The organism is Paractinoplanes globisporus DSM 43857, assembly GCF_000379645.1.
Taxonomy (GTDB): Bacteria; Actinomycetota; Actinomycetes; order Mycobacteriales; family Micromonosporaceae; genus Actinoplanes; species Actinoplanes globisporus.
Window position 1 is genome coordinate 11900 of the sequence record NZ_KB903324.1, and the last position, 16899, is coordinate 28798.

At 72.4% G+C, this 16899-nt stretch carries 18 protein-coding genes; 7 read left to right on the forward strand and 11 right to left on the reverse strand.

Features of this window, described 5'->3' with window-relative positions:
• Positions 1–70: 70 nt before the first annotated feature.
• Positions 71–1378, reverse strand: a complete 1308-nt coding sequence (locus A3CQ_RS55205; protein ID WP_157296740.1) for a discoidin domain-containing protein — start codon at positions 1376–1378, stop codon at positions 71–73.
• Positions 1379–1696: 318 nt separating this feature from the next.
• On the opposite strand from A3CQ_RS55205, the gene A3CQ_RS58010 reads away from it, so the two are divergent.
• Entirely contained in the window at positions 1697–2230 is a 534-nt protein-coding gene (locus A3CQ_RS58010; protein ID WP_020515720.1) for a pyridoxamine 5'-phosphate oxidase family protein, read from the forward strand.
• A gap of 19 nt (positions 2231–2249) precedes the next feature.
• Here the strand turns inward: A3CQ_RS58010 and A3CQ_RS55215 are convergent, their stop codons facing one another.
• Positions 2250–2549: a hypothetical protein gene (locus tag A3CQ_RS55215; protein WP_020515721.1), complete on the reverse strand. Its 300-nt coding sequence runs from the start codon at positions 2547–2549 to the stop codon at positions 2250–2252.
• A gap of 99 nt (positions 2550–2648) precedes the next feature.
• The gene (locus tag A3CQ_RS0135560) at positions 2649–3965 is read right to left on the reverse strand and encodes a serine hydrolase domain-containing protein (RefSeq protein WP_020515722.1); all 1317 of its coding nucleotides are present in this window, start codon (positions 3963–3965) and stop codon (positions 2649–2651) included.
• A gap of 104 nt (positions 3966–4069) precedes the next feature.
• Here A3CQ_RS0135560 and A3CQ_RS0135565 point away from each other — a divergent pair, with 104 nt between their 5' ends.
• A complete protein-coding gene (locus tag A3CQ_RS0135565) occupies positions 4070–4687 on the forward strand; it encodes a hypothetical protein (protein ID WP_157296742.1) in 618 nt (205 codons plus the stop codon).
• Here the strand turns inward: A3CQ_RS0135565 and A3CQ_RS0135570 are convergent.
• The 7 genes from A3CQ_RS0135570 to A3CQ_RS58015 form a co-directional block, all read right to left on the reverse strand.
• The gene (locus tag A3CQ_RS0135570) at positions 4661–5581 is read right to left on the reverse strand and encodes a helix-turn-helix transcriptional regulator (RefSeq protein WP_020515724.1); all 921 of its coding nucleotides are present in this window, start codon (positions 5579–5581) and stop codon (positions 4661–4663) included. The two genes, A3CQ_RS0135565 and A3CQ_RS0135570, sit on opposite strands and share 27 nt — an antisense overlap.
• 18 nt (positions 5582–5599) lie before the next feature.
• Positions 5600–6904 carry an outer membrane protein assembly factor BamB family protein gene (locus A3CQ_RS0135575; protein WP_020515725.1) on the reverse strand — a complete coding sequence of 435 codons (1305 nt, stop codon included), beginning with the start codon at positions 6902–6904 and terminating at the stop codon, positions 5600–5602.
• A gap of 86 nt (positions 6905–6990) precedes the next feature.
• Positions 6991–7278: a hypothetical protein gene (locus A3CQ_RS61270; RefSeq protein WP_157296744.1), complete on the reverse strand. Its 288-nt coding sequence runs from the start codon at positions 7276–7278 to the stop codon at positions 6991–6993.
• 35 nt (positions 7279–7313) lie between these two features.
• Positions 7314–8519, reverse strand: coding sequence for an ABC transporter permease (locus tag A3CQ_RS0135580; protein WP_211216744.1), 1206 nt, complete (start codon positions 8517–8519; stop codon positions 7314–7316).
• The gene (locus tag A3CQ_RS0135585) at positions 8516–9178 is read right to left on the reverse strand and encodes an ABC transporter ATP-binding protein (protein ID WP_020515728.1); all 663 of its coding nucleotides are present in this window, start codon (positions 9176–9178) and stop codon (positions 8516–8518) included. Before A3CQ_RS0135585 ends, A3CQ_RS0135580 begins: the two co-directional genes overlap by 4 nt.
• Positions 9175–10236, reverse strand: a complete 1062-nt coding sequence (locus A3CQ_RS0135590; protein WP_051115449.1) for a peptidoglycan-binding protein — start codon at positions 10234–10236, stop codon at positions 9175–9177. Before A3CQ_RS0135590 ends, A3CQ_RS0135585 begins: the two co-directional genes overlap by 4 nt.
• Positions 10236–10757, reverse strand: a complete 522-nt coding sequence (locus tag A3CQ_RS58015; RefSeq protein ID WP_157296746.1) for a hypothetical protein — start codon at positions 10755–10757, stop codon at positions 10236–10238. Before A3CQ_RS58015 ends, A3CQ_RS0135590 begins: the two co-directional genes overlap by 1 nt.
• Positions 10758–10855: 98 nt before the next feature.
• Between A3CQ_RS58015 and A3CQ_RS0135600 the strand changes: the two genes are divergently transcribed.
• The 4 genes from A3CQ_RS0135600 (at position 10856) to efeO (ending at position 14677) form a co-directional block, all read left to right on the forward strand.
• Positions 10856–11506 carry a response regulator transcription factor gene (locus A3CQ_RS0135600; protein ID WP_020515731.1) on the forward strand — a complete coding sequence of 217 codons (651 nt, stop codon included), beginning with the start codon at positions 10856–10858 and terminating at the stop codon, positions 11504–11506.
• Positions 11503–12666, forward strand: a complete 1164-nt coding sequence (locus tag A3CQ_RS0135605; protein ID WP_020515732.1) for a sensor histidine kinase — start codon at positions 11503–11505, stop codon at positions 12664–12666. The genes A3CQ_RS0135600 and A3CQ_RS0135605 overlap by 4 nt, the downstream gene beginning before the upstream one ends.
• Before the next feature lie 64 nt (positions 12667–12730).
• The gene (locus tag A3CQ_RS0135610; protein WP_026206571.1) at positions 12731–13486 is read left to right on the forward strand and encodes an ABC transporter permease; all 756 of its coding nucleotides are present in this window, start codon (positions 12731–12733) and stop codon (positions 13484–13486) included.
• Between the two features lie 66 nt (positions 13487–13552).
• Positions 13553–14677 (forward strand): iron uptake system protein EfeO, encoded by a 1125-nt coding sequence (efeO, locus tag A3CQ_RS0135615; protein WP_020515734.1) that lies wholly within the window; start codon positions 13553–13555, stop codon positions 14675–14677.
• A gap of 23 nt (positions 14678–14700) precedes the next feature.
• On the opposite strand, the gene A3CQ_RS0135620 is transcribed toward efeO, so the two are convergent.
• Positions 14701–16116: a sensor histidine kinase gene (locus A3CQ_RS0135620; protein WP_051115455.1), complete on the reverse strand. Its 1416-nt coding sequence runs from the start codon at positions 16114–16116 to the stop codon at positions 14701–14703.
• Between the two features lie 82 nt (positions 16117–16198).
• Between A3CQ_RS0135620 and A3CQ_RS0135625 the strand changes: the two genes are divergently transcribed.
• The gene (locus A3CQ_RS0135625; protein WP_026206572.1) at positions 16199–16885 is read left to right on the forward strand and encodes a response regulator transcription factor; all 687 of its coding nucleotides are present in this window, start codon (positions 16199–16201) and stop codon (positions 16883–16885) included.
• Positions 16886–16899: the final 14 nt, after the last annotated feature.

The following is a 16899-nucleotide window of genomic DNA, read 5'->3' on the forward strand; positions in this document are numbered from 1 at the left end:
GAAGCGCGCCTGAAACCTGGCACGGCGCCCGCGACGGTCCGCGGGCGCCATGCTCAGGAAACGCGGCCTATCAGGTGCCGTAGACGCCGAACTCCCACAGCGAGTACCCGTACGGCGTCGCCCGCTGCGTTCCGTTCATCCGGACATACCGCCCCGACCCCGACACGGTGAGCGTCTGGTTGCCGCCCGTACCGGAGGTCGTGGAGTAGATCGTCGTCCAGTTCGTACCGTCGTTGGAGGTCTGGATCTGGAAGGCGCGGGCATAGGCCGCCTCCCAGTTCAGCGTCACCTTCGACAGGGAATGCGTCGAGCCCAGGTCGACCCGTACCCACTGCGGGTCGCTGAAGGCGCTCGACCACCGCGTTCCCGTGTTGCCGTCGAAGGCCGCGCTCGCCGGGAACGACCCGTTCTCGGTCGACGACGCCGTCGCCGGCCGGCCCTGGGCCAGGTTGGTGCCGGTCGGCGGCGGTGTGGTGCTGCCCGGCCCCTTGTTGTAGACCGCCACCCAGTCGATGTTCATCTGCGCGCCGGACACCGTCGAGGCGTTCGGCCCGCCGCCGAAGGCGTCCGGGAAGCCGCCGCCCATGGCCAGGTCGTAGATGATGAAGAACGGGTGATCGACCGCGTTGGCCCAGGTCGTGGCGTCGACCCGGTTCGCCGGCAACGTGAAGTAGTTGTTGCCGTCGAGGTACCACCGGATCTGCTCCGGCGACGTGGACCGGTCGATCTCCACCGCGTAGTTGTGGTACCCGGTCTGGCACCCCGAGCAGGCCCGCTCGCCGCTGCCGAGCCCGGTCGACTCGTTGCACGGGCCACCGGGGTTGGTGCCGCAGTGCAGCGTCCCGAAGACCGAGCTGCGCCCGTTGATGTCCTCGAGAATGTCCACCTCGCCGCTGGTCGGCCAGGGTGTCCCGCTACGCAGCGGCGCGCCGAGCATCCAGAACGCCGGCCAGTAACCGGCCCCGTTCGCGGTGGTGACGTTGGGTTGCTGGATGCGGGACTCCATCCGGACGACGCCACCCGGCGCCGCGCCGAACGTGGCCGCCTGCGTCTCGATGCGGCCGGAGGTCCACCCGGTACGCGCGTTGGTGCCGCTGTGCAGCGCCCGCAACACCAGATGACCTGCGCCGTCCTGGAAGACGTTGGCGGTGCTGTTGGTCATCGTCTCGATCTCGCCGGTGCCGAAGCTGCTGCCCGGACCGGTGTCGTACTTCCACGTTCCGGTATTGACACCGGTGTTCGCCGCTCCCGTGAAGTCGTCACTCCAGGTGAGCGTGAACCCGGGCGGCGGCGCTCCGACGGCAGCCGACGCCATGTCGGCATTCGCCACGGCCACCACGAACAGCCCGACCGTGGTCGCCGCCGTGACAGCGGCCATCCAGACTCGTCGACGCGGCTTTCTCTCGTACGTGTCGTTGCTCTCCATGTTTCTCCTTGCGACCGGGGATACACCGGGCCCGGGGACTGACCGGGTGTGTCGCCATGGATGGTGAAAGAGAGCGCTCTCCCCAGCAGCTAACAACTCGCGTCGACCGCCGTCAATACCAAAATTCAAACCATCATTTAAGTACGTCGTGAGCACCGCTCCGTCGCGTACGGCGATCCGGTCAGCGCGGCCGCCGGAGAGCGCGGCGAAATGTCAGGGGGTCGGCGTATACCGGTGTGGACTGTGGCGAGGAGGAGAGGAGCAGCGACGATGCGGTGGTCGGAATTGCAGGAGCGGCAGCCCAGGCTGGCGGAGGCCGGCCGGCGGCGGCTGCTCGATCCCGGCGTGGTCCTGGTCGTCACGATCCGGCGGGACGGCACACCGCGGCTGAGCCCGGTCGAGCCCTTGCTGCTCGACGGCGACCTGTGGCTGTCGATGATGCCGACCTCGGCCAAGGTGCACGACCTCGATCGAGACCCACGGGTGCTGGTGCACAACGTGATCGCCAACAGCGACGACCACGCCGGCGAATACAAGATCCGCGGCACGACCCGCGCCGAGCCCGACCCCGATGTCCAGCAGCGCTACGCCACGGCGGTGTCCGAGGCCCTGGGCTGGCATCCGGTGCCCGGTTCCTTCCGGCTGTTCGCCGTCCAGATCAGCGACATCACCGTCATCCGCTACGACGAACCCACCGGCGACCAAACCGTGACCCGCTGGCCAACCGGAGGCGAGTTCCTGCGCCGCGGCACCTCCGCCACCACCCTCGGCCCGCCGCAGCCCCATCACGACCTCCTCGATTGACGGCCGGCGCGGCGGCCGGTCAGGTCGTCGGTTGCGGCGGCGGCAGGTGCAGGAGGCGGCCGCGGCGCCGAGATCGCCGAGGTGGCGGTCCGGCCAGGTCGCCGTGGATCAGTTGGCTCGGCGACCGCACCGGGCGGGTGGCCGCCCGCAACTCGGCCACGCGCCTGGCCGGTTCCGACGTGACCTCGACCGCAGCGCCGTCCCACCCGGCACGGTCGGCGACCGTCCGCCGGTCGTCGCCGGACCCCAGCCAGCCAGGTGCCGGAACATCGGCGAAGGCGGCATGGAAGGCCGGCCGGCCGCGACGAGCTCCGGCCACCGCCCGAGCGGGTCCGGCTCTCCCTCGACCGCGGTCCACGCGGCCCTCCACCCTCCGGCCGCGCCACCCGGAAGCCGGCCCGTCCAGATCGAAATAACGTCAGCGCTTGGCCGGCAGGTGCTCCAGCAGCCCGAGGGCGACCTCGCGCAGGCCCTCCGGCGGCGACTTGCTCGCCAGAAGCACGACGGTGCCGGAGCCGTCCAGGGCGGCGACGATCTCCGCGGTGAAGCCGTCGGTGGCGCCGCCGCGCCAGAGGATCGGGCCGGACGGGCGGTCGAGAACGGCGAAGCCGCCGGCGGCGAATCGGACGCCGGGGCCGGCCGGTGTCGTACGGGCGAGGGCTTCTCGGACGACCGGATCCTCGGCCCGGGTGAGCAGCCCGGCCAGCGTGAGCAGATCGGTGTTGCTCGCGGTCATGCCGCCGGCCGCCGGGTAGGTGGCCACGGCGGCCGGCGCGGGGGAGAGGCGGCCGGCGGCGACGCGGTAACCGGTCACGTCGGCCGGTGCCGGCGAGCCGGGATCCTGCATCGTGGCGTGGGTCAGGCCGTAGGGGACGAGGACGTGGTCCCGGCAGAAGGTCGCGTACGGCGCGCCGGCGACCTGCTCGATCACTATGCCGAGCAGGTCGTATCCGACGTTGGAGTACTCGGCGCGCTCGCCGGGCGCCCACGCGCGGCGCAGCCCCTGAGCGGGCATGTCCTTCGGCAGGCCGCCGCGGTGGACGAGCAGGTCGCCGACGGTCGGCTCACCACCCGGGCCCGGCGGGGCAGGCTCGGGAAGATAGCGCCCGACCGGCGCGTCCAGGTCGATCGCGCCCCGGTGCGCCAGCGCGAGAACGGCCAGGGCGGTGATCGTCTTGGTCACCGAGCCGACCCGGAACACCGACTCGGGACGCAGCCGTTCCCGGGACGCCAGGTCGGCCACGCCGAACTGCCCGTCATAGACGACTTCGCCACGTACGGCGATGCCGGCCGTCAGCCCGGCCAGGTGCAACGTGTCGGCGGCCTCGGCCAGGCGGCGGGAGATGTCATCGTCACCTGTGGACCGCAGCGTCGGACCGATCGTGGACCAGGCGACGGCGTCGTCGGGGACGCGGCGCGGCTGAAAGCTCGAGACCCGATGCGGCGGCACCGGCTCCACGTCGACGTCCAGCTCCCACAGCGCGGGCCCGGTGCGGACGGCCGCCCGGGCCGACCAGGCGCGCCGGATCTCGACCTGTTCGATGACGGGCCGGTGCTCCCGGAAGGTCGCCAGTCGCGGACTGCCGCCCAGCATCCGCCCCACATCACCGCGGGCCGTGAGCCGCGGCGCCAGCCGGCCGTTCACCTCGTCGGGCGGCACGGCCCCCGCCAGCGCCTCCACCAGGAACTCGACGGCCGCCCGTACCGGATCCGGGGAAAGATCGTGCTCGGCCACGCCGCGAACGATAACGCGGCGCCCGGTCGGATGTCCGCCGTGTCGGAGGCCCGCCGTGTCGGAGACCACTGTCGCGGGCGTGCGCGGCCCTAGCATCACCGGCCGTGAAGCGATGGATCGCCATTCTTGCCGGGGTGAGCCTGCTCGGGCTCGCCGGCTGCCGTGACAACGACGACAACACCACCGGTGCGGCGACGACCGCCACCGGGCCCGCGGCCACGACCGCCGCCGGGGCGACGCCCAGCCCGGCGCTGACCGGGTCGGCCGATGAACAGTGCCTGATCGCCGGGAGCCCGTGGGAGGTGTCCAAACCCGACCTCGAGAGCCAGATGCGGCAGGTGATGCACGGCATCAACGTCACCGGCGTGCACATCGTCGGGGAACAGACGCTGACCGTGACGCCGGACCTGCACGCGACGATCCTGGATCACACCACCACGACGATCAGCGCGTCGATGAGCAACAACCTCACGCTCGTGATCACGCAGAAGCACACCGGGCAGACCGCCGGTCAGTGGAAGATCAACGGCAACGACCTGAATCCGCAGGGCGACTGGAACGGTGCGATCCACGTGGACACCAAGGCGACAATCAACGGGCGGAGCGGGAACATGCCGGTGGACGTGCCGTCGCTCGGCAGCATCCCGCTCACGTTCACTTGCGCGGACGGCAGCCTCAACCTGTCCACGCCGAAGTCACCCTTCGTCTGGCTCTTTCGCTGACCAGGCCATGCCCAGCTCGAAGCGGGTGCCGACCCCGTAGTGGGCCATCGCCTCGGCGATCCGGCGCTCCACGGTGCGCTGCGAGGTGCCGTGCGCGGTGGCGATGGCCCGGTCGGACAGGCCGAGGGCGAGCAGGCGCAGCACGTCGTGCCACTCGGGGCGGGGCTCGCGATACGGCTCCGCCGCACCCCACACCATTTCCCCGTACGCGGCGGTCAGCGCGCGTACCGCCGGATCATGGACGATCATGATGCTGGTCGGCGGGTGCTCACCCCAGACGACCGGCAGAGCACACAGGACGTCGGGATCGGAGTAGAGCCAGGTGTCGACGTGCCGGGCCAGGCGGATCCGCATGCCGGCGGCGGCCAGGCCGTCCACCACCCGGCGGTCGGCCTCGGTGACCACCACCGAGGCGGGCAGGACGGCGCGGGCGTTGCCCATCCCGTCCGGGTACGGCCGGGCGGCGTCGGACAGCTCGGGCACGATCAGGTCGGTGAGGACGTCGAGCGTCGGGTATAGGTTGAGCGGCGCCCGCGGCGGGGTGAGAGCGGCGTGCCGGGCCCAGGCTCGCCACTGCTCCTCGTGGCCGTGCACGAGTTCGATGTCGAGGGTGGTGCGCTGCGCGGTACCCTGCCGCCACTCCCGGCTCAGTTCGGGCAGCAGCCCGACCAGGGCGGCCAGCGTCTGTGCCTGCTCCTCGACGGCCCGGTCCGGAGACGGGTAGGTGAGGCCGTCGGCGCTCTCCGCGACGAAGCCGGCCCGGATGAGCTGGTCGAGCAGCCCGTCAGCGCCGGCCGGCAGGGCACGGATGTCGTGCAGGGCGGCGCGGCTGGCCGGACGCGAGCGCAGCAGGGTGGCGAGCAGCCGGACGGCCGCCGGCTCGGGTCCCGTCATGAGTTCTCTCCGGGCGGTTCAGTCGACGTCGGTGATCGACAGCTTGCCACTGGTCGTTCCGCAGATCACCGTGTCGTTGTCGGCCGTGCAGCCCGGGTAGCCGACGTGGCTCAGCAAGCCGCGCGGCTCGAGCTCGCCGGTGCGCAGATGGATCCGGCTGACCTCGAAACCCGACCCCGCGGGATCGACGGCCCGCAGGTAGTAGACCGGCTCGGCGTGCCGGTAGTCCCAGACCGGGGTGCCGGCGCCGAGGTCCGCGACGACCCGGCCGTCGCGGCTGTCGATCAGCGCGTGCGATGCATGGTCGGGGCTGTCGGCGAGCAGCCGGCGTCGATCGCTTGTCGGTACGACGTCGATCCAACCGCCGGCCCGCCAGCGCACCGTGCCGTTGCCCGGATCGAGACCGAGGGTGCTGGTGCCGTCGCGGAAGCAGATCACGATGCCGCAGGCGTTCGCCGCCGGACGGGTCGGCAGGACGAACGACGACGCCTGCGCGAACCGCCACCGGAGGGCCAATGTGTCGAGGTCGTAGGCGACGACCATGGCCCGGTCCGTCTCCGTCAGATTGATGTAGACGATGCCGTCCTGAGTGCTCAGGCCGCCCGGCACCGGCAGATCGCGGCCGTCCGGCAAGCGCGCCTGCCGCATCGGGGCGCCGTCGGCCAGGTGCAGCACCGTCACCCGGCCATCGGCGCCGGCCGCCACGACCCGGGCCGACGGCTGCCCCCGGCCGGCGACCGCCCAGGAGACCGCCCCGCCCGCCGGTCGTGACCAGATCGTCCCGCCGTCGGCCATCCGCACCTGGCGCAACGGCGCGTGTTCGCCGCCGAGCAGGACCGTCTCCGGGGTCGCGTCGATGACATCGCCCGTCAGCCACCACAACAGCGAACCGGTCCGAACGTCGAGCGTTTCGGTGGCCGGGGCTCCGTCGTCGAGCTGGACCGGGACCATCACCGTGCCCGGCTCCTGAGCCACCGGGCCACCACGCGGCCCCTGCGTCGGCATCGGCGCCGACCACCGAATCACACCATTGCCCAGGCCGTACGCCGTCACCCGCGGGCCGTTGCTGTCGGCGTCGCCGGTGGACAGCGTGAACACCGTCCCGGCGGCGACCGCGACGCCACTCGACGGGCTGAACGGAATGCTCCAGACGGGTGCGTCAAGAGCAGGCCCGGGATGAGCGGAACCGCCGATCACCACGAAGCACAGCACGGCCTGCGCGATCGCGACGTGCGGCGTGTCGGCGTAGTGCCGCCAGTGGCGCCCTCTCGGCGCCGACCGCGGCGGAGATGAGCCAGGGTCGCCCAGCTCAATGATGGTCATAACGACCTCATCAGCCGATCGAACACCCGGCGCCGCCCGAGGGACACCCCCCGAGCGGGTACCCGACAGAGCGGGCAGGTCCCGCCTCAACCAGCGTCCGGCTCGCCTCCTCGGCGCCGGGCGATTTTTCGCGTATGCCGGTTCCACAGGACGGCGGCCACAAACCCCGGCGGCGTCACGCATGCGAGAAAACAGGCGGTCAGGACCGGCAGCCCCGGTGTCGGCGGCCCGGGCATTCCAGGCAGTGGCGCGGGCGGCGTGAAGCGGAGGGTCCTGCTCATGTGGTGCCAGCGGAAGATCTCCAAGAAGATGATCGTCCAGCTCGCCGCCCACCCCACGGCGAGGACTGCGGGCAGCCGTGCCATCACGCGCATCGCATCACCTCTCGGCCACCAAGGGTAGTGACGGGTCAGGGCGCGGCCAGCGCTTCGGTCGGGGTGAGGCGGGCGGCACGGATCGCCGGGTAGAGGCCGGCCAGCCCGCCGATCAGCACGGTGGCGCCGACCGCGCCGCCGCTGGCCCAGGCCGGCACGACCGCCGGCCATCCCTGATAGGCGGCGTATCCGGCCGTCACCGCGATGCCGAGCAGCACGCCGCCGATTCCGCCGAGCGTGGCCAGCAGCAGCGACTCGGCGAGGAACTGGAGGCGGATCTGGCCGCGAGTGGCGCCGAGCGAGCGCCGCAGCCCGATCTCGGCCCGGCGTTCGAGCACGGAGATCACCATCGTGTTGGCCACCCCGACCCCGCCGACGAGCAGGGCGACCGCTCCGAGGCCGAGCAGGAGCGCGTTCAGGGTGGCGTCGGCGGCCTGCCGGGCGGCGAGCACGTCCGACGGCTTGGAGACGACGACCGCGCCCGGTTCGGCCGGGTCGGCGGTGGCGGCCAGCACCGCGTGCACGGCCTCGACCTGGCTGTCGGCGGATCGGGTGTAGACGGTGGTGGGCCTGCCGTCGAAGGGGAACAGTGCGGTGGCCGCGTCCCAGCCGATCAGCACGGCCGCGTCGAGCTCGGGTGCCAGCGGGGCGCGATCGAGCACGCCGATCACGGCGAACCGCACGCCACCGACCAGGATCATCGGCTGCGGGCTGGGCCGTCCGACGCCGAGCCGGTCGGCTGCGTCCGCGCCGAGCACGGCCGCCGGGTAACGCCCGGTCAGGCCGTTCAGCCAGGCGCCGGAGCGGATGCCGGTGCCGACCGTGGCGGGCAGGGTGAGCCGGGCGGCGAGCACCGACAACCCGTTGGTCTCCACCCGCGGGATCCGGTCGGTGCGATAGACCCGGGCGCCGCGGACGGCACCCGTGGCGGAGACCGCGGTCACCGGGCCGATCCGGCCGATCATCGCTTCGGCCGGCGCGGGCAGGGCGGCGGGCCGGCCGTCGAGGGTCTGTCCGGGAGTCACGGTGAGCAGATTGGTGCCGAGCGCGGCGAGCTGCCGGTGCAGCTGTTCGCGCGAGGACGACGAGATGCCCACGACCGCGACCATGGCGGCGATCCCGATGGCGATGCCGAGCGCGGACAGCAGCACGCGGGTCGGCCGGGCACGTAGGCCGGCGGCGCCGACCCGGACCACGTCGGCGGGGGCCAGCCGGGCGGGGGCCAGCCGGGCCGGGCTCAGCATGCGGTGTCCTCGATGCGTCCGTCGCGCATCCGCACCTGCCGGTCGAGCTGGGCGGCGACCTCACGGTCGTGGGTGATGACAACCACGGTGGTACGCGCGGCGCGCAGTTCCCGCAGCACGGCGATGATCCCGGCGCCGGACGCCGAGTCCAGGTTGCCCGTGGGTTCGTCGGCCAGCAGGAGTGCCGGCTCTCCGACCACCGCCCGGGCGATGGCGACCCGTTGCCGCTCGCCGCCGGAGAGCTCGTGCGGCTCGTGGTCGAGCCGGTGCCCCAGCCCGACCCGCCGCAGCGCCGCCTCGGCCCGGCGCCGGCGTTCCCGGATCGGCACGCCCGCGTAGAGCAGCCCGTCCGCCACGTTGTCTCGGGCGGTGACCCCGCCGGCCAGGTGGAACTGCTGGAAGACGAAGCCGATGCGGCTGGCGCGCAGGGCGGACAGCTGCCGGTCGGAGAGGCGCGACACGTCGTGGCCGTCGACCGTGACCCGGCCGGAGGTGGGCCGGTCGAGCGTGCCGAGGACGTGCAGCATCGTGGACTTGCCCGAGCCGGACGGCCCGACCACGGCCACCAGCTCGCCGGCGCCGATCGTGAGGGTGACGCCGGCCAGCGCGTGTACCCCGCCCGGATAGACCTTGGTCACCCCGGTCAGCTCGATCATCGCGGCATCCCCACGGTCAGCCCCGCACGCAGCCCGTCCCCGGCCACCTCGACCAGCCCGTTCGCGAAGAGCCCGGTGGTCACCCGCAGGTAGCGCGTGGTGCGGCCGTCGACGACCTCGACGCCGTAGCCGCCCTCGGCCAGGGCGACCAGCGCGGCGACCGGCACGGTCAGGACGTTCGCCCGTTCGGCCGCGGTGAACGCGACGGTGACCACGGCCGCGTCCAGGTCGGCCGCGACGCCCCGGCCGGGCAGGGAAACGGTGGCCTCGATACGGGTGGTGGGCTGCGTGTTGTCGCCGGTGGGTTGTTCGACCACGGTGTGCACGCGCTCGACCCGGCCGGCGAGGTGCCCGCCGTCCGGCATCGTGACCTGGACGGCGACGCCGCGGCGGGCCAGTCGCTGCTGGGACACGTCCAGGTCGACGGTGACGATCCGGGTCGTGCCGGTGTACGCGAGAACCTCGCCGCCGCCGGTGGACTGACTGATCCCGGCCGTAACCGTGTCGACGCGGATCGGGCCGGGCGCGACGACGACGCGCCCGAGATCGACCGTGCCGGTGCGGGGCAGGCCGGTCGCACGCTGCCAGCGCCGGACCGCCGCGGCGGTGGAGGCGGTGTAGCGGGTGTCGACGGTGAACCCGCCGTAGCCGAGCGCGTGCAGGTTCTCCTCGAGCTCCCGTACGTCCGCCCCGACCGCGCCCGGCCCGAGAGAACGGTAGGCGGGGACCGGGCCGTAGATCAGCACCACCGGCCGGTCGTCCACCCGGTAGACCGTGCCGCCACGCCCGATCCGGTCGCCGGGCTGCGGCACCCACGTGACCACGCCCGGGATCCGGCCGGCCAGCGCGGTGCGACCGGTCCAGCCCAGGTCGCCGGACGCCTCCGCGGTGTCGTGCATGGTCTGCCGCGTCACCTGCGCCGTGGCCGGCGGCAGGCCGGACGGGACCGGCTCGTCCGGTCCTTCCCCGCCGAATCCGGCCGCGGCCGCGGCGGCCGCCCCGGCCGCGAGCACCACCGCTCCGCACACGGTGACCGCCCGCGCTCGCCGCCTCCGCATCAGCCGGTCACCGCCGGGCTCGGGGTGAACGACCGGGTCAGGTCCCGGCAGGTCGCCTTGGCCGCGTCGAACTCGGGGTCCTGGCGGACCGCGTCGGGCAGTTCGGCGTGGCCGTCCGGATCCGGGTCGGGGAAGTCGGCCACGCCGTGCTCCCGCATGCATTGCGCCTCGTAGCGGGCGGCGGCCATCTTCTGCGCGCCGTCCGCACCGGTCAGCACCGGCTGGTACGCGCGACACGCCTGCTGTGCACGGCCGAGCACGGCGGTGTCCACGGTCTTCTTGTCGATGCCTCGGATGCGTACGTTGTCGCCGGTGACCTCCGGATCGGGATAGTCCGGCAGGCCGTTCTCCCGCATGCACCGCGCGTACCGAAGGCCTTGGTCTAGAAAACTGAGGCTGACCGCCGGGCTGGGTGTCGTGCCACCACCCGCCGTCGCCACGCCTTTCTGCTGGGCCGGCGAACTGCACGCGGCGGCCACCAGCACGACGGCCACCCAGCCGAGCCTTACCGTCTTCGTCATCGCCCCAGCTCAGCAGGGGAGACGCAACACTGCCGTCACCGCCGCTGTAACGGAGGTGTAATGCTCGGGCGGCCAGACTGGCGGGCGGGAGGTGCCGGGTGCGGGTGTTGCTGATCGAGGACGAGACGGTGCTGGCCGAGCAGATCGCGGACGGGCTGCGCGACCAGGGCATGGCGGTCGACCTGGCGGCCGACGGCCTCGACGGGCTGCACAAGGCCGGCGCCAATCGGTACGACGTGGTCGTCCTCGACCGCGACCTGCCCCTCGTGCACGGCGACCAGGTGTGCACGGCGCTCGCGGCCGGGCATGCCGACGTGCGGATCCTCATGCTCACCGCGGCCGGGGAGGCCGCCGACCGGGTGGCCGGGCTGACTCTCGGCGCCGACGACTACCTGCCCAAGCCGTTTGTCTTCGACGAACTGGTGCTGCGGCTCCGCGCCCTGGCCCGGCGGGCCCACAACGCGCCGCGGCTGCTGCGGCGCGCCGGGCTGAGCTTCGACACGGCCCGCCGGGTGGTGACCCGGGACGGCCGGATCATCCCGCTGACCACCAAGGAACTGGCCGTGCTGGAGATCCTGATGACCGCGGACGGCGCCGTGGTCAGCGCCGAGGACCTGCTGGAAGGGGCGTGGGACGAGCACGCCGACCCGTTCACCGCGACGGTCCGGGTCACGGTGGCGCGGTTGCGCCGCAAGCTCGGCGATCCGCCGCTGATCGAGACTCTGGTGGGAGCGGGGTACCGGCTGTGAGGCGCCCGTCGATCCGGCTGCGGCTGACCATGATGTACGCGGCGGCGCTCGTCGCCACCTGCGCCGGGCTGCTCGCCCTCAACTACGCCCTGCTCTACCACCGCCTCTACACCGACCCGAGCGCACCGAACGCGATGCAGCTGGAGAAGCTGGAGAACGCGCCGCCCGAGGCCGGCGATCGGGCCCGCGAGACGCTCGACGCCTACCACGCCCGGCAGGCCGAGATCGTGAGCCTGCGGCACGCGACGATGGTGACCACGATCGGCACGTCGGCGGTCGCGCTCGCGGTCACCGCCCTGGTCGGGGTCGGTATCTCCTGGATAGTGGCGGGCCGGATGCTCCGGCCGCTGCGCACGCTGACCGCCACCACCCGCCGCATCACGCAGGATCGGCTGCACGAGCGGATCGCGCTGGCCGGCCCGCCGGGCGAGCTCAAGGAACTGGCCGACACGTTCGACGCGATGGTGTCCCGGCTCGAGGCGTCGTTCACCAGCCAGCAGCGTTTCGTCGCGGACGCCGCTCACGAACTGCGTACTCCGCTCGCCATCGCGCGGACCGGCGCCGAGGTGCAGCTGGCCAAGCGGAACAGCACGCCCGAGCAGTGGGAGGCCGCGGCCCGCCGGGTGCTGGCCGCGACAGGCCGGGCCGAACGGCTGCTGGACGGCCTGCTGGCCCTGGCCCGCAGCGACAGCGGCGTGCTCGCGGCCGAACCGCACGACCTCGCGATGGCCGCCGCCGCGGCGCTCGCCGACGTCGACCAGGAGGCGGAACTCGCCGGCCTGACGGTCACCAGCGACCTGCGACCGGCCGCGGTGACCGGCGACCCCGCGCTGCTGGATCGCCTGGTCAGCAACCTGATCGACAACGCCGTCCGGCACAACCGGCCCGGCGGCCAGGTGGTGGTCACCACCGCGGGTGACGGGGCGGAGGCGACGATCACCGTACGCAACAGCGGCGAGTCCATCCCCGCGGCGGAGGTCGACCGCCTGTTCGAGCCGTTCCAGCGGCTGGCCCGGAACCGGCCGGCCGGACCCCACTCGACCGGGCTGGGCCTGGCCATCGTCCGGTCGATCGTGCGCGCCCACGCCGGCACGGTCGCCGCCGCCCCGAACGACGACGGCGGCCTGACCGTGACCGTGACGCTCCCGGCGCCACCCTGACCGGCGGCCCGCTCGATAGCCTGGCGCTTTCCCGGCGCGTCGTGGGTGGCAGGAGCTGTCGAGCATGAACCAAGCAGCGGTGTCGACGGGCCCCGTCCTGATCGTCGTGCTGGCGGTGCTGATCCTGGTGGCCGTCGCCGCGGCGGTGATCGGCCGGCTGGGCGTCGGCCGGGCCGTGGTCACCGCGTCGCTGCGCGCCGTCGTGCAGCTCGGCGTGGTGTCGCTCGTGATCGCCGCCGTGCTGCGGTCGTGGTGGGCCACCGCCGCGTTCATCACCGTGATGGTGCTCGTCGCGGCGGCCACCTCGGGTCGCCGGATCGGGTCCTGGAACCTGTCCCGATTCACGATCCTCCCGATCGTGGCGGGAGCGTTGCCGACCGGAGCGCTGATCATCGCCGCGGGAACGGTGCCGAAGTCGGAGGTGGCCGTGCTTCCGATCGCCGGCATTCTGATCGGCGGCGCCATGACCGCGACCTCACTGGCCGGCCGTCGCGCCCTCGACGAGCTTCACGCCCGTTTCGGCGAGTACGAGGCGGCACTCGCTCTCGGCTTCCTGCCTCGCGACGCGGCGCTCATGGTCTGCCGCCCGACCGCGAGCCAGGCGCTCGTCCCGGCGCTCGACCAGACCCGGACGGTCGGCCTGGTCACCCTGCCCGGCGCGTTTGTGGGGGTCCTGCTCGGTGGCGGCTCCGCCGTCCAGGCCGGCGCCACGCAGCTGATGGTTCTGATCGCCCTGCTCGCGGTCGAGGCGATCGCGGTCGGCGTGACGATCGAGTTGGTCGCGCGCGGCCTGCTGCGCCGTCCCGAGGTCACGGCTTGACTTACACCTACAAGCTGTAGGAGATTCAGCGAGTTAGGTAAGCCTTATCTCAAGGAGCACATCTCCATGCGCACAAACCGGCTGCTCGCCGTGACGAGTGTCGCCGGCGCGGTCGCCGTCGGCCTGACCGGCTGTTCCGGCTCCAAGACCGCCGCCGCGGCCGGTTCGGTCGCCGTGCACGCGAGCGACACCGCCTGCACCGCCGCGACGTCCGACGTACCGGCCGGAACCTCGGTCTTCGCGGTCACCAACGAGGGTTCGAAGATCACCGAGTTCTACGTGTACGCCGAGGGCGACCGGGTCATGGGCGAGGTCGAGAACATCCTCCCCGGGGTCACTCGCGACCTGCACGTCGAACTGACCGCCGGCACGTACCAGATCGCCTGCAAACCGGGAATGGTCGGCGCCGGAGTCCGATCCACGCTGCGGGTGACCGGCTCGTCGGCGCCGCTGAACACGGATGCCGCCCTGGCCGAGGCCTCCACCAGCTATCAGCGGTACGTCGCCGCCCAGAGCATCGGGCTGCGGCAGAAGACCCAGGAGTTCGCCGATGCCGTGAAGGCCGGCGACATCGCCAAGGCCAAGAAGCTGTACCCGGTGGCCCGCACCTATTGGGAGCGCATCGAGCCGGTCGCGACGATCTTCGGCGATCTCGATCCGAAGATCGACGGCCGCGAGGATGCGGTCGAACCGGGCGCCCAGTTCACCGGCTTCCATCGCCTCGAGAAAGACCTGTGGCAAGCCGGCGACATCACCAAATCGGGCCCGATCGCCGATCAGTTGACCAAGGACGTGGACGCGATCGCCACCGAGGCGGCCGCGGCCAAGCTCTCGCCGCTGAACCTGGCCAACGGGGCCAAGTCGCTGCTGGACGAGATCGCCACCGGAAAGATCACCGGAGAGGAGGACCGGTACTCGCACACCGACCTGTGGGACTTCGCCGCCAACATCGAAGGCTCGAAGGCCGCCGTCGCCGCGCTCCGGCCGGCCCTTCAACAGCGTGACCCCGCTCTGGTGCAGAAGATCGACGCGGGCTTCGCGACCGTCGACGCGGCGCTGGCCAAGCACCGGTCCGGCGACGGCTACCGGCCGCACAGCGAGCTGTCCAAGGCCGACCTGAAGGAGCTGTCGGACGTGATCAACGCGGTGGGCGAGCCGATCAGCAGAGTCGCCGGGGTGATCGCCCGCTGATCCGGCCGGTGGCCCCGGTCGGATCAGGAGGAAACGGCGAGCTCGGACGCGGCCGGCAGCGGGAGGCGGATCCGCATGGCGGCGCCCTGGTCGAGCTCGTCGACGGTCAGGGTTCCGCCGTGGGCGCTGACGATGTCGCGGGCGATCGAGAGACCCAGCCCGCTTCCGCCGTCCGCGCGCGATCGGCTGTCGTCGAGTCGTACGAAGCGATCGAAGATCCTCTCCCGGTCGCCGGCCGGGATCGGCGGGCCGTCGTTCCCGATCACGATCTCGGCCAGCCCGTCGCGGCTGCCGACGCTGATGGTGACGTTGGCCCGGGCGTGCCGTATCGAGTTGTCGATCAGATTGCGCACGACGCGCAGCAGCGCGTCGTGGTCACCCACGACGCGCACCGGCTCGAAGCTGGCCCGCACGCTGAGCCGCGGATGGAGCTCGGCCAGGCGCTCTCGCTCGGTGTAGACCAGGTCGTCGAGGTCGACGTCCTGGCGCCGTTTGCGAAATTGGTCATTGTCCGCCCGCGCGAGCAGCAGCAGGTCCTCGACGAGACGTGCCATCCGCGTGCTCTCGGTCCGGATCCGGCCGACCGAGCGAGCCGCGGATTCCGGCAGGTCGACGGCGTCCAGCAGATCGGCGTTGGCCTGCACGGTGGCCAGCGGGCTGCGCAGTTCGTGGCTGGCGTCGCCGACGAACCGGCGCTGCGCGGCCGAGGACGCCTCGATCCGGTCGAGCATGGTGTTCATGGTGGCGGCCAGCGCGGCGATCTCGTCGTCGGTGGCCGGAACCGGCAGCCGTTCGTGCAGGTTGCGCGCGGTGATCGTGGCGGCCTGCCGGCGCATGGCCTCGACCGGCAGCAGCGTCCGGCCGACGAACAGGAACGTGGCGCAGCCGACCGTCAACGCGAGTATGGGCAGACCCAGGAGCAAGGCCACGATCACCGCTCCGGCGCCGTCGTCGACCGTGTCCAGCGACTCCGCCACCAGCACGGTCCGGTTGCCGGAGGGGGTGCTCACCCCCTGCGCGACGATCCAGAACGGCTCGTCGTGGACGCCGGGCAGGTGCCGCTGTTCCTTGATCCGCTGCCCGGGACCGGGGCTGAGCGTGGAGATCGCGGTCTCCCCGGCGAGCGCGTCGGACGCCGCTTCGACGCGGCCCGGGCCGTCGAGCACCTGGACGACCGTGCGGTCCCGGGCCGTCGGCCGCAGCAGCGTGCTCAGGTCGGTGCCGGCCTTGAGCGCGGCGGCGATCTGGGCGGCCTTGTCGTTGGCCGCGGTGTTGACGTTGTCGAGCAGGATGCTGCGGGCCGTGATGAACAACACCCCGCCGGCCAGCAGCGAGGCGATCGCCACGACGACCGCGGCGGCGAGCGCGGACCGCAGGCGTACGCCCAGGCGGCGGCGCAGCGAGAGGGCCGCCAGCCGGCGGCGGAGCGTGACCACCATGGCCGTCACGGTAGCGGTGGAGTTGTCGGCGAGGTGGCGGTCTTCAGCGGTTTTTCAGGTGCGGTGGGGGCAGGCTGGGAGTATGCGAGTGCTGGTGGTGGAGGACGAGGTCGCTCTGGCCGAGACCCTGCGGGACGGGCTGACCGAGGCCGGTTTCGTGATCGACGTGGTGCACGACGGGGTGGACGGGCTGTGGCAGGCGACCGAGACCCCGCACGGCGCGTACGACGTGATCGTGCTGGACATCATGCTGCCCGGCCTCAGCGGCTACGAGGTGTGCCGGCAGTTGCGGGCTCGCGAGGTGTGGACGCCGATCCTCATGCTGACCGCGAAGGACGGTGAGTACGACCAGGCGGACGCCTTCGACCTGGGCGCCGACGACTACCTGACCAAGCCGTTCTCGTTCGTGGTGATGATCGCCCGGCTGCGCGCGCTGATCCGCCGCGGCGCCCCGGAACGCCCGGCCGTGCTGTCCGCCGGCGACCTGTCGCTGGACCCGGCCGAGCGGCGCGTCTTCCGCGGCGAGGAGCCGGTCGCGGTGACGCCGCGCGAGTTCGCGATGCTGGAGTTCCTGATGCGGCACCGGGGTGAGGCGATGACGAAGCGGGCGATTCTCGAGAACGTCTGGGACGCGAACTTCGCCGGCGACCCGAACATCGTCGAGGTCTACATCGGCTACCTGCGCAAGAAGATCGATCACCCGTTCGGGCGAGCCTCGATCGAGACCGTCCGCGGCGCCGGCTACCGGCTCGTCGCCGACGAGGGCTGATCTGCCCGGGCGCG